The sequence below is a fragment of the Psychromarinibacter sp. S121 genome (assembly GCF_049801035.1).
Classification (GTDB): domain Bacteria; phylum Pseudomonadota; class Alphaproteobacteria; order Rhodobacterales; family Rhodobacteraceae; genus Psychromarinibacter.
Genome location: NZ_JBNAGE010000003.1, coordinates 688,771 through 700,777, shown reverse-complemented (window position 1 = coordinate 700,777; position 12,007 = coordinate 688,771). Strand labels below are relative to the sequence as shown.

General features: G+C 62.8%; 8 protein-coding genes and 1 tRNA gene. 4 read left to right on the top strand and 5 right to left on the bottom strand.

The genetic code is table 11. From position 1 onward, the window contains the following. Nucleotides 1–316 precede the first annotated feature (316 nt). From ACP156_RS17095 to pcaD, 3 genes are all read left to right on the top strand, one after another. Entirely contained in the window at nt 317–1,507 is a 1,191-nt protein-coding gene (locus ACP156_RS17095; protein WP_425052570.1) for an endonuclease/exonuclease/phosphatase family protein, read from the top strand. Between the two features lie 65 nt (nt 1,508–1,572). Continuing rightward, nucleotides 1,573–2,742: a 4-hydroxybenzoate 3-monooxygenase gene (gene pobA / locus ACP156_RS17090; protein WP_425052569.1), complete on the top strand. Its 1,170-nt coding sequence runs from the start codon at nt 1,573–1,575 to the stop codon at nt 2,740–2,742. Further along, nucleotides 2,742–3,530: a 3-oxoadipate enol-lactonase gene (pcaD, locus tag ACP156_RS17085; RefSeq protein ID WP_425052568.1), complete on the top strand. Its 789-nt coding sequence runs from the start codon at nt 2,742–2,744 to the stop codon at nt 3,528–3,530. The genes pobA and pcaD overlap by 1 nt, the downstream gene beginning before the upstream one ends. A gap of 4 nt (nt 3,531–3,534) precedes the next feature. On the opposite strand, the gene ACP156_RS17080 is transcribed toward pcaD, so the two are convergent. From ACP156_RS17080 to ACP156_RS17060, 5 genes are all read right to left on the bottom strand, one after another. After that, nucleotides 3,535–4,332, bottom strand: coding sequence for a hypothetical protein (locus ACP156_RS17080; protein ID WP_425052567.1), 798 nt, complete (start codon nt 4,330–4,332; stop codon nt 3,535–3,537). Nucleotides 4,333–4,425: 93 nt separating this feature from the next. Continuing rightward, nucleotides 4,426–4,998, bottom strand: a complete 573-nt coding sequence (locus tag ACP156_RS17075) for a L,D-transpeptidase (RefSeq protein ID WP_425052566.1) — start codon at nt 4,996–4,998, stop codon at nt 4,426–4,428. A 356-nt stretch (nt 4,999–5,354) separates the two neighbouring features. Further along, nucleotides 5,355–7,046, bottom strand: a complete 1,692-nt coding sequence (locus tag ACP156_RS17070; protein WP_425052565.1) for a reverse transcriptase domain-containing protein — start codon at nt 7,044–7,046, stop codon at nt 5,355–5,357. 195 nt (nt 7,047–7,241) lie between these two features. Then, a tRNA-Leu gene (locus tag ACP156_RS17065) sits at nt 7,242–7,325 on the bottom strand. A gap of 650 nt (nt 7,326–7,975) precedes the next feature. Continuing rightward, a complete protein-coding gene (locus ACP156_RS17060; RefSeq protein ID WP_425052564.1) occupies nt 7,976–8,440 on the bottom strand; it encodes an Lrp/AsnC family transcriptional regulator in 465 nt (154 codons plus the stop codon). 102 nt (nt 8,441–8,542) lie between these two features. Between ACP156_RS17060 and putA the strand changes: the two genes are divergently transcribed. Next, complete coding sequence (gene putA, locus ACP156_RS17055; protein WP_425052563.1) at nt 8,543–11,992, top strand: bifunctional proline dehydrogenase/L-glutamate gamma-semialdehyde dehydrogenase PutA; 3,450 nt, start codon at nt 8,543–8,545, stop codon at nt 11,990–11,992. Nucleotides 11,993–12,007 lie beyond the last annotated feature (15 nt).

The following is a 12,007-nucleotide window of genomic DNA, read 5'->3' as shown; positions in this document are numbered from 1 at the left end:
CCCATCCCACACCCTCGGATAATCCCGGAACGGCAGCCAATCGGACACCTCCCCGTAGGATGGGTTTCCAACCCATCCCACACCCTCGGACAATCCCGGAACGGCAGCCAACCCGTCCCCGTAGGATGGGTTTCCAACCCATCTCACGCCATCGGACAATCACGGACCGGCAGCCAAATTCGGAACCACCTTGAAGGCCGGGTTTCCAACCCATCCCGAACCCGCCTCTCATACCGGCGCTGCCCCAAACGGTTGGCCCGCCGCGCGCCAGCCGCTACGCTTCTCGTGAACCCGTCCCTAAACGGAGCGCATTTCCATGGCCAATTTCACAATTGCAACATTCAACGTCAAAAACCTGATTGGTTCCGGTGAGGAATATTACCGTTTCGAACAATACACCGCCGAGGAATACGCCTGGAAACAGGATTGGCTGGCCGACCAACTGATGTCGCTCAACGCCGATATCACCTGCTTTCAGGAGATCTTCGACGAAGCCCCCCTCGCGGCCGTCATCGCCGAGGCCGACCGGCGCGGGCATCTGCTGAACGACGCCGTGGTCCCCGGCAGCGACAGCCCGTACCGCAAGAAGGCGATCTTCCGCAAACTGCGCTACGCCCCCTATGGCGACGCTGCCGTCGCTTTCGCGCCGAACCTGAACGACGGCGAGCCCGGCGAACGCCGCCCCGGTGTCGCCGTTCTGTCGCGCTTCGGGTTTGAAGGCGCGCCCGAGGTCGTTCAGGCCCTCGACCCCGCGCTCCACATCCCGTTCCGCGAACTCACCGGCGAGGACGGCGGCTTTTACCGCCTGTCGCGGCTGTCGCGTCCGATCCTCAAGGTCCGCATCCCGGTCGGCGGCACCGTGGTCACGGTCTTCTGCGTCCACTTCAAGTCCAAGCTGGGCGAGTTCCTGAAGCCCGCCGGCGCCCCCTTCGCCCCCGAGGCCGATCTTGTCCATTACGACCCGACCGGCCGCGCCATGGGCGCGCTGCGCGCCGGGCTGCGCCGGATGGCCGAAGCCTGGGTCCTGCGCCGCCTCGTGATCGCCGAACTCGACGCGGGGCGCCCGGTGATGGTGCTGGGCGACCTGAACGACGGCGAACACGCCGTATCCTCGGAGATCGTGAGCGGCGAGAAACCCTTCGTGAACTACGCCTGGATGCGCCGCCACGATGCCACCCACGCGAACGACCGCTACTCCCAGGAAGAAGCCGAGATCATCCGCGAACAGGTCGAACGCTATCGCCTGCACTCGGCAGAAAAGCTGTTCGTCTCCAAATCCTTGCGCGACATGGTCTATACCTCGGCCTTCGGCGGCGTGTACGAAAGCATCGACCAGATCCTGATGTCGCGCCATTTCCATCCGGGCTATGACAACCACATCGGCGAGATGGAGTATTTCAGCGTGCTGAATGATCATCTGACCGATGGCGCTCATCCCGAGGCGCCCTATAACAAGCTGGCAAGCGACCACGGGCAGATCATGGCGCACATCCGCATGTACGATTGACGCGCGGCTTGTCGACAACTGCGGGGCCGCGTGCAAGTCTGACCCAAAACGGGAGGAAGCGCCCCATGCGCACACAGGTCTGCATCATCGGCGGAGGCCCGTCGGGGCTACTGCTTAGCCAGCTTCTGCACCTTGCCGGCATCGACAGCGTCGTGCTGGAACGCCGGACTCGCGACTATGTGCTGGGGCGCATCCGTGCGGGCGTGCTGGAATCGGGCACCGTCGACCTGCTGCGCAGGGCGAAGGTCGGCGACCGGATGGACAAGCAGGGCATCGTCGACGAAGGCATCGTCGTCGCGGGCGAGACGCACGGCTTCCGCATCGACATCAAGGCGCTGACCGGCAAGTCGATGATGGTCTGGGGCCAGACCGAGATCACGCAAGACCTTTACGACGCGCGCGAAGCGATGGGCGGCACCGTGATCCACGAGGCCGAGGCGGTGAAGCCGCACGAGATGGACACCGACGCGCCCTTCGTCACCTACTACAAGGACGGCGCAGAGCACCGGATCGACTGCGACTGGATCGCGGGCTGCGACGGCTTCCATGGCGTCTCGCGCAAGTCGATCCCGCGCAGCGTTCTGAAGGAATACGAACGCGTCTATCCCTTCGGCTGGCTCGGCATCCTGTCCGAGACGCCTCCGGTAACGCACGAAATCCTCTACGCCTCGCACTCGCGCGGCTTCGCGCTGGCGTCTTTGCGCAACGAGAACCTCAGCCGCTACTACGTGCAGGTGCCGCAGGGCGAACCGGTCGAGAACTGGTCCGACGACCGGTTCTGGGACGAGTTCAAGGCGCGCATTCCCGGCGATCTGGCAGAGAAGCTGATCACCGGTCCGGCGATCGAGAAATCCATCGCCCCGTTGCGGTCCTACGCCGCCGAACCGATGCGCTGGGGCCGGATGTTCCTTGTGGGCGACGCGGCGCATATCGTTCCGCCCACCGGCGCGAAGGGGCTGAACCTCGCCGCTTCGGACGTGCATTACCTGTTCGAGGCGCTGAAGGCGCATTACCTCGACAAGGACGATAGCGGGATCGAAGACTACGCGCAGAAGGCAGCCGCCCGCGTCTGGCAGGCGATGCGGTTCTCGTGGTGGTTCACCACCGTCATGCACCAGTTCCCGGATCAGTCGGGCTTTGACCGGCGGATGCAGGAAAGCGAAATCACCCTGCTGGAGACCTCGAAGGCCGCGCAGGCCGCGATGGCAGAGCTGTACGTCGGCGCGCCCTACTGATGCCGCTGACGGAACTGCAAGGCACCGGCATCTTTTGGCGCGAGGACGGCGACCCCGACGGCGCGCCGCTGGTCTTTGCGAACTCTCTGGGCACCGATCACCGGCTATGGGACGGCGTGCTGTCCCACCTGCCGCCGGGCTTCCGGATCATCCGCTACGACAAGCGCGGGCACGGCCTGTCCGACTGCCCTTCCCGCCCCTACTCCATGGGGGCTCTGGTGTCGGACGCGGAACGCCTGCTGGACCACCTGAAGGTCCGTGACAGCCTGTTCGTCGGCATCTCCATCGGAGGCATGATCGCGCAGGGGCTGGCGGTGAAACGTCTAGACCTTGTCCGCGCCATGGTGCTGTCGAACACCGCCGCCAAGATCGGCGCTCATGGCACGTGGGACGACCGCATCGCCGCCGTCGAGGCGGGCGGGATCGAGGCGCTGGCCGATGGCACGATGGAGCGCTGGTTCTCGAAGCCCTTCCGCACGACGCCCGATATGCGCGTCTGGCGCCACATGCTGACCCGCACGCCGGTCGAGGGCTATCTGGGCTGCATGGCGGCGATCCGGGGCACCGATTTCTACACACCCACCAGTGGCCTGACCCTGCCCACGATGGTTATAGCCGGCAGCGAGGACGGATCGACCCCGCCCGATCTCGTGCGCGAGACGGCAGAGCTGATCAAGGGCGCGCGGTTCGAACTGATGCGCGGCGCGGGCCACCTGCCCTGCGTGGAACAGCCCGAAGCCTATGCCGCCCTGCTGGCGGACTTCGCCCGGTCCGTCGGCCACATCTGAAAGGTCAGGCGCCCTGCTCTACCGCCCGGCGGCTGCGCGCCGCGCGGGCAAGGTCGGCGTTGTAAAGCAGCACGAACAGCAGGAAGGACGAGATGCACAGCGGCTCGGTGCTGACGTAGATCAGGTAGACCAGCGGCTCCCATGCGCCCAGATCGAAGTCCTTGACCACGAACAGCACGAGATAGCTCAGCACCAGCACCACGCTGGCCATACCGACCCAAAGCCGCACCCGGTTCGCGCCTGCGGAATAGACGCCGACATCTGCCATCGCGCGGGCCATCGGCTGATCCTTCGCGATCGCGCGGCTCAGCAACAGGCCGGTCAGCACCGTCGCCGCCTGACTGGCGAAGAAGATATAGCTGCCCATCATGTGCGCTTCGTTGTGGTGCGGGAAGGTGTACTGCGACAGCATCACCATTCCGACACAGGCCGCCAGCTGCATAGGCGGCACAAGGCAAAGCGTCGTTGTCAGCCGCCGCGCGCCCCTGGAGGACACCGCCCGCACCGCGGGCAAGGCCGTCGCGAAGGTCGCGATCAGCCCGCAGACGCCAAGAAACAGAAGCACGGCCGAGATCGCGATCCAGAAGGCGAAGCCGTCTCCGATGGCCGGATCGGACAGAGCACGGCTGATGGTGGGCGGCTGGTTGGCGACGTACTCGGGATGCGCCTCGATAAAATCGGCGCGCGCCTTGTAGATGTTCAGGTTCACCGTGACGACCACGAAGGTGTTCGCCAGCAGCGACAGCCCCGCAACCCAAGGGGCCCAGCCGGGCCGTTGATCCGAAAGAAAAAACTTAATCATGATCACTGAACCACCGGCGCCGTGTCACCTGCTGCCCTGTAGCCCACAGCGCATCGCGCGCGCAAGTGCGGGGTCGCGCGGCGCCACGGATCGTCACGCCGCTTTGGGGTACAGATATACCTTCGTTTCCAGCGGCACCTGATCGTACAGGTGGATCATGTGCGGGTTCAGCAGCCCGACACAGCCGTTCGACACCGCCCGCCCGATGCTGCCGGGATCGTTGGTGCCATGGATGCGCAGGAAGGTATCCCCCCGCCCCGGCTGGAACAGGTACAGCGCCCGCGCACCCAACGGGTTGTTCGGCCCGCCCGGCATCCCGTCGGCGTACTGTCCCCAGCGTTCGGGCTCGCGCTCGATCATGTCGGGCGTCGGCGTCCACGACGGCCACTCTTTCCGCGCGCCGATGGTGTACTCGCCGGGCTCGTACAGGTCGCCCCGCCCGACGCGCACGGCATAGCGGATCGCCTTGCCCTCGGGCAGCGTCCAGAACAGCGAGAAGCGGTCGGGATAGACAAGGATGACACCGGGCCGATACCGCGCCGGCATGTCCACGACACGCGGCTGCCAGCTTTCGGGCACTTCGAACACCTGCTGGGCGGCGGCGGGAATGGCTGTGGCGCCGGTGGCGGCAAGCGCTCCGGTCAGGAAGGTACGGCGGTTCGTCATGCAGGGTCCATCGGCAGGAATGAAGCGGAACTGTGCCCCGCAGCGGGGCGCGTATTGTCGGAAAGGGCGGAAGCAGAACGTCGCCAATACGGTAGCGCCCGCCCCGTCGAACGGCAATAAAATTGCATCAAGCCCCTGAGAACACGCCCGCATTTTTCGCCGCAGCGCAGCGTCAAAGCCCTGGTACCCGCGGCCGGACTCGAACCGGCACGGCCTTTCGGCCTAAGGAGTAGGATCGGCAGTCGGGTCCCAGAAGGGATAACCAACTGCCTTCCTCCGAACCCAGCGTGCGAGTTTCCTGGCACTGGGCTCTCCGTATCGGCACCATTTAGTCTTACTCGAACAACCGTAGATGGTTACCCATATATAACTGACAACTCCAAATCTTTCAGAGCCAATCCGTCATATGTTCCTTTGTGAACCTTCTTATGACAAGAGGTACACAACGGAACCTGTTTGCGGTTTATTTGTGCCATTAACTTCGTAAAGCCAGAGACCTTCTTTCCCATTTTCCGGATATGCTTAACGTGATGCATTTCCACGGGTTCCCCAGATGAACACCCTTTGACGGCGCATTCCGTAACCCCAAGACGGGATTTTGTGCGGAAAGTCTGGAAGATAAAGATACGGTCCAAGTTCGGTTGTTCGCCGGAGAACTTCGTTCTTTTAAGGGAGCGGAAGTTGACAAAACTGACCGACACCTTCTTTTCACCAATGGTTTTCTTGACACGGAGGTTTTTTCCGCGTTTTTGAAATTGCTTGACCATTGATGAGCGTTCCTTGTTCGCCAAGGTCTTGGCGAGCGAGTATCGCAAGATGTAATCAACCCTATTCAGTTTTGAGAAATTTGTACACGCCGCATAGTAGTTGGCGATACCTCTCATTACCGAATTATATTGAGCGACGATTTGGTCTAAATCCAAAGCGAGAAGGCCCTTGTGATGGGTTGGAAAACCTTTTTCGTCACAAAATCCACGAGATTTTAGCCGTGTAAAGACTTCATCCAATGGAATATTGACTTTAATACTTGCGCCGTGACTGACGCGTCGCTTCAAGCCAAAAGAGCCACTTTGATAATCACTGACTTTAGCCTCTTTTGGCGATGGGACCGTTAGTGAAAACCCGAGAAAATGGACATAGCCTTTTCTTAAGTTCGTCACTTTGGTCTTATCCATCGAAAGTTCGAGTTTAAGTTCATCCCGAAGGAATATTTGCGCTCGCTCTTTGAGGGTGTTTGCCAGCATTTTCGGACCGGTCACGCCAATAATCCAGTCGTCCGCATAACGCACGTAAGACACCCGAATTGAGTTGGGGTCGTTGTGGTCCTGAGAAGGAAGCGAACGGATGGTTTGGGTGAGTAACTTGATCTCCTCTGTGACTTCACCACCTGACGCCTTCATCAGGCGTTCCCTTTTGCGCACCACGCGGCGCCATTCGGGATTAGGGCGTTTTTTCACATTATTGGAAAGTTCAGCAATCCATTTCTTTACAGCCACATCGAACTCGTGGAGGTAGATGTTGGCTAGAACGGGGCTGATAATGCTTCCCTGCGGAGTTCCGACTTTTGAGGCAACAAACTGTTCATCCTCCATATACCCTGCGGATAAAGCCTTCCAAATCAAGCTTATGAAGCGTTCATCAGAAATTCGTTTCCGTAGGATTTGGATTAGGGTGTGATGGTTAATCTCGTCGAAGAATGACTTGATGTCCCCTTCAATCACCCAGTTTGGCGCGCCCCAATTGGCACGAACTTGTTCAATCGCCGTATGCGTACTTCGTCCTTCTCGAAAGCCATGACTTTCAGGAACAAAAGTTGGAGATGTTGGGCTGTCGTATATGGCTTCCAGAATAATCCGGATAGCCTCTTGAACAACCTTATCCCGTGGTGATGGGACACCCAGTGGTCTCATTTTCCCATTCTTTTTCGGAATGAGATGTCTCCGTGTCGGGCGAAACTGGAACGACTCGTTTTTGAGTGCGTCCGAGAGGCGCGAGATATAGGAGGAAGAGATACCGTCGAGTGTTTCTCCGTCCGTTCCGGGGGTCATATTTCCCGATTTGGATTTGATACGCTCGTAAGCGATTGTCAGAAGGTCTGGACTACACACCAACCTGTATAATTCAGCGTTCATCCATTCTGAATTCGAGTTCAACTCGTATAGTTTGTTCAGGCGAGTAAGAGGCTCACATACCATCCGATATACCTTTCATCTCCCAAACTTGCTTCAACTGTTGTCCTTCTTTGGTAGCGGCGGCGGGACTCGAACCCGCACTCCATAGGAAAGCGATTTTAAGTCGCTCGTGTCTACCGATTCCACCACGCCGCCACAAATACTACGACAACTCCGTCACCCCTTTTCTCTACCAGAGATATGGTATCGAAATTCGCCTTCGAAAAGGTAGGAATTGCTTCCCTTAGGTGATCCCATAGTTCATATCACAACGATTTTCCTACGAGGATGGTTTTGGTTCCTCGAAGGTCTTGTACGTAGGTGCCGCGTTCGTCTCTTTACTCACTTCTTGTGAGTGGCTCATCAGGAAAAGGTTGACACCTACTTAAAATCTTTAAGTGCCACCTGATGTCGTGGGGATTGTTGTAGGAAACCCACGGGGTTCGAGAGCTACCCGCCAAGACTGCGATTCAAGCTGTATAGCCTTCACCATATACAAATATCTGCCTTGTTCTCTTGGATGTCCTACCATCCTCAACGAGGCTTTTCACGACCTGCTCTGGTCCCTTTGAGGTTTCCCTCTCCGGTATCGGGTTTGGTAAGTCTCCATTCCCTAAGTCGCTGATTTACATACACTCCTTTTAGTATGACCAAGGCTACCCTTGGTGTCGTTGTGATATGCGCAATGGCGCACTTTTAAGTCCTCTGTGTCTACCATTCCACCACGCGGGCCCGGCGCGCACCTTAGTGGGGACCGTCCGGGGCTGGAACCCGAAAACGCGCCGGCTGGCGCAGCGACAGGCGCGCTACAGCCCGTCCTCCTTCACCGCCTGCATCGCCACGAAGGTCGAGGTCTGCGCGACATGCGGCAGGGTCGAGATGTCCTCGGCCAGCACCCGGCGATAGGCGGCCATGTCCGCCGTGCGGACCTTCAGCAGGTAATCGAACGACGCCGCGACCATGTGGCATTGCTCGATCTCCGGCACCCTGCGGACGCCCGCGTTGAACGCGGCCAGCGCCGCCTCGCGCGTGTCAGTCAGCTTCACCTCGACAAATGCCACATGGTCGCGCCCGATGCGGATCGGGTCCAGCATCGCGCGGTATCCGGTGATCACCCCGTCCGCCTCCAACCGCCGCAGCCGCGCCTGCGTGGGCGTCTTCGACAGCCCGATCCGCGCCGCAAGCTCGGTGACGCTGATCCGGCCCTCCGTCGTCAACACATCGAGAATCGCGTGATCGAAGCGGTCAAGCTTCGGATGGACCGTTTGCACTGCACATGACCCCGTCTTTGGTCGTTTCGACCATCATTCTTCACTATTCGGGAGAAAATCAAAGCCCAACCTGCGGTAAAACGGGTCAAACGGAGGTTCAACATGACTCTCGACACCCCCCAGTCCGACCCGATCCGCGACCGTATCGCCGCCGCGACCTATGCCGACGAGGCCCAGACGCTGGCCGAACTGACGGCACTCGCCGACCTCTCCGCCGAGGATCGCGCCCGCATCTCGTCCCGTGCCGCGGGGCTGGTGCGCGACATCCGCGCCTCGGCCCGCCCCGGGCTGATGGAGGTGTTTCTAGCCGAATACGGCCTGTCCACCGACGAGGGCATCGCGCTCATGTGCCTTGCCGAGGCCCTGCTGCGCGTCCCCGATGCCGACACCATCGACGCGCTGATCGAGGACAAGATCGCGCCGTCCGACTGGGGCAAGCATCTGGGCCATTCCTCGTCCTCGCTGGTCAATGCCTCGACATGGGCGCTGATGCTGACGGGCCGGGTTCTGGACGACCGCAAGCCGGGTGTGACCCGCGCGCTTCGGGGCGCGGTGAAGCGGCTGGGCGAACCGGTGATCCGCACCGCCGTTGGCCGCGCCATGCGCGAGATGGGCCGCCAGTTCGTGCTGGGCGAAACCATCGGGTCTGCCATGAAGCGCGCCGCCGGGATGGAGGCGAAGGGCTACACCTATTCCTACGACATGCTCGGCGAAGCCGCCCGCACCGGCGCCGATGCAGAGCGCTATTTCCACGCCTACGCACAGGCCATCGGCTCGATCGGCCAGGCGGCGAACAATAGCGATATCAGAAACAATCCTGGCATTTCGGTAAAACTGTCCGCGCTGCATCCGCGCTACGAGGATGCACAGCGCGACCGGGTGATGACCGAACTCGTGCCCCGACTGCAGGCGCTGGCCAAGCAGGCCGCCGCCGCGGGCATGGGTCTGAACGTCGATGCCGAAGAAGCCGACCGCCTTGATCTGTCGCTGGACGTGATCGAGGCCGCGCTGGCCGACGAAGCGCTGCACGGCTGGGACGGCTTCGGCCTTGTCGTGCAGGCTTACGGCCCTCGTGCCCGCCACGTGATCGACTGGTTCCACGCGCTAGCCGAACGTCTCGACCGCCGCTTCACCCTGCGGCTGGTCAAGGGCGCGTACTGGGACAGCGAGATCAAGCACGCGCAGGTGATCGGCGCACCGGGCTTCCCGGTGTTCAGCCGCAAACCCGCGACCGACGTCTCGTACATCGCTTGCGCCCGCAAACTGCTGGGCCTGCGCGACCGGATCTACCCCCAGTTCGCCACCCACAACGCCCACACCACCGCCGCCGTGCTGGAGATGGCGGACAGCCGCGACGGCTGGGAGTTCCAGCGCCTGCACGGCATGGGCGAGCGTCTGCACGACATCCTGATGAAAGAGCCCGGCGCGCGCTGCCGGATCTATGCCCCCGTCGGCGCGCATCGCGACCTGCTGGCCTATCTCGTCCGCCGCTTGCTGGAGAACGGCGCGAACTCGTCCTTCGTGAACCAGATCGTTGACGAGGACGTTCCGCCAGAGACCGTCGCCGCCGACCCGTTCGACGCTGTCGAGGCGGCGCAGATCCGTGTCCGCAAACCCGCCGAGATCTTCCAGCCTGCCCGCGGCAATTCCCGCGGCTGGGATCTTGCGCACCGCCCGGAACTGGACGCGCTGGACGCCGCCCGCACCGACTTTCGCGACACCGTCTTTACCGCCGCCCCGCTGATCGCCGGCACGGCAGAACCCGGCGCGGAAGAGACGACAACCAATCCGGCCAACCCCTCCGACACCGTGGGCCGCGTCCGCGACGCCTCGCCCGCCGAGGTGCAGACCGCGCTGGACGCCGCGACCCCGTGGACGGCTCCGCCCGCCGAGCGCGCCGCGATCCTCAAGCGCGCGGCGCAGCTGTACGAGGACCACCACGCCCGCCTCTTCGCCATCCTCGCGCGCGAGGCCGGCAAGTCGCTGCCCGACGCGGTGGGCGAATTGCGCGAGGCGGCGGACTTCCTTTTGTACTACGCCGAACAGGCAGAGGGCCTGACCCGGCCGCCGCGCGGCCTCTTCACCTGCATCTCGCCATGGAACTTCCCGCTCGCCATCTTCACCGGCCAGATCGCCGGGGCGCTGGCAGCCGGGAACGGCGTGTTGGCGAAACCGGCGGAACAGACGCCGCTGATCGGCCACGCCGCCGTCGAACTGCTGCATCAGGCGGGCGTGCCCCGCGAGGTGCTGCAATTCCTGCCCGGCGACGGCCCCACCGTGGGCGCGGCGCTGACTTCGGACGCCCGCGTCGACGGCGTGGCCTTCACCGGCTCGACCGAGACGGCGCAGGCGATCCGCCGCGCGATGGCGGACAACCTGTCGCCCGACGCCCCCCTGATCGCCGAAACCGGCGGCATCAACGCGATGATCGTCGACTCGACCGCCCTGCCCGAGCAGGCGGTGCGTGACGTGATCGCCTCGGCCTTCCAGTCGGCGGGCCAGCGTTGTTCCGCACTTCGTTGCCTGTACGTTCAGGACGACATCGCACCGGCCTTCCGCAAGATGCTGTTCGGCGCGATGGACGAGCTGAAGATGGGTGACCCGTGGCACCTGTCCACCGACGTGGGACCGGTGATCGACCCCGAGGCGCGCGACAGTATCGCCAACTATGTCGACGCCGCGGGCAATCGCGTCCTGCACCGCCTGAAAGCCCCGGAGGACGGCTTGTTCGTCGCGCCAGCCGTTGTCGAAGTCACCGGCATCCGCGACATCGAACGCGAGGTTTTCGGCCCGGTGCTGCACCTTGCAACCTTCCGGCCACAACACCTTGACCGCGTGCTGTCCGACATCCGCGCCAGCGGCTTTGGCCTGACCTTCGGCCTGCACACCCGGATCGACGACCGCGTGCAATACGTGACCGAGCGGCTGGCGGTCGGCAACGCCTACGTGAACCGCAACCAGATCGGCGCCATCGTCGCCAGCCAGCCCTTCGGTGGCGAGGGGCTGTCGGGCACCGGCCCAAAGGCGGGCGGCCCCGACTATGTCGCGCGGTTTACCCGGCCCGAGACGATGGAAGCCGCCGCGGGCGAACCCGGCACGCTGGACGCAGGCGCCGTGCAGGCCCGGATCGGCGCGGCAAAAACCTCGGACCTTCCGGTCGATGTGCGCGACATGCCCGGCCCGACCGGCGAGTCAAACCGGCTGACCCGCGTCGCCCGCCCCCCGCTTCTGTGCCTCGGCCCCGGCGCGACGGCGGCAGCGGCGCAGGCCGACGCGGTGCGCGCCCTGGGCGGCGTCGCGGTGGAACTGCCCGAGGGCGTCTTGCCGGAGGCGCTGACCATGGCCACCGGCTTTGGCGGCGTGGTGTACTGGGGCGGCCCCGACACCGCGCGGCCCCTCGCGCAGGCACTGGCGAAACGGGACGGAGCGATCCTTCCGCTGATCACAACGCGGCCGTCCGAACCCGACGTGCTGCTGGAACGCCACCTCTGCATCGACACGACCGCATCAGGGGGCAACGCGGAATTGCTGGCCGAGGTATCGGACGCTTGACCTTGCGCCCGCGAG

What these genes read in the sequence shown, in the direction of transcription:
- ACP156_RS17075 (WP_425052566.1), bottom strand. Translation starts at nt 4,998, where the DNA reads ATGACGAACCGCCGTACCTTCCTGACCGGAGCGCTTGCCGCCACCGGC.
- ACP156_RS17095 (WP_425052570.1), top strand. Translation starts at nt 317, where the DNA reads ATGGCCAATTTCACAATTGCAACATTCAACGTCAAAAACCTGATTGGT.
- putA (WP_425052563.1), top strand. Translation starts at nt 8,543, where the DNA reads ATGACTCTCGACACCCCCCAGTCCGACCCGATCCGCGACCGTATCGCC.
- pcaD (WP_425052568.1), top strand. Translation starts at nt 2,742, where the DNA reads ATGCCGCTGACGGAACTGCAAGGCACCGGCATCTTTTGGCGCGAGGAC.
- ACP156_RS17080 (WP_425052567.1), bottom strand. Translation starts at nt 4,332, where the DNA reads ATGATTAAGTTTTTTCTTTCGGATCAACGGCCCGGCTGGGCCCCTTGG.
- ACP156_RS17070 (WP_425052565.1), bottom strand. Translation starts at nt 7,046, where the DNA reads ATGACCCCCGGAACGGACGGAGAAACACTCGACGGTATCTCTTCCTCC.
- pobA (WP_425052569.1), top strand. Translation starts at nt 1,573, where the DNA reads ATGCGCACACAGGTCTGCATCATCGGCGGAGGCCCGTCGGGGCTACTG.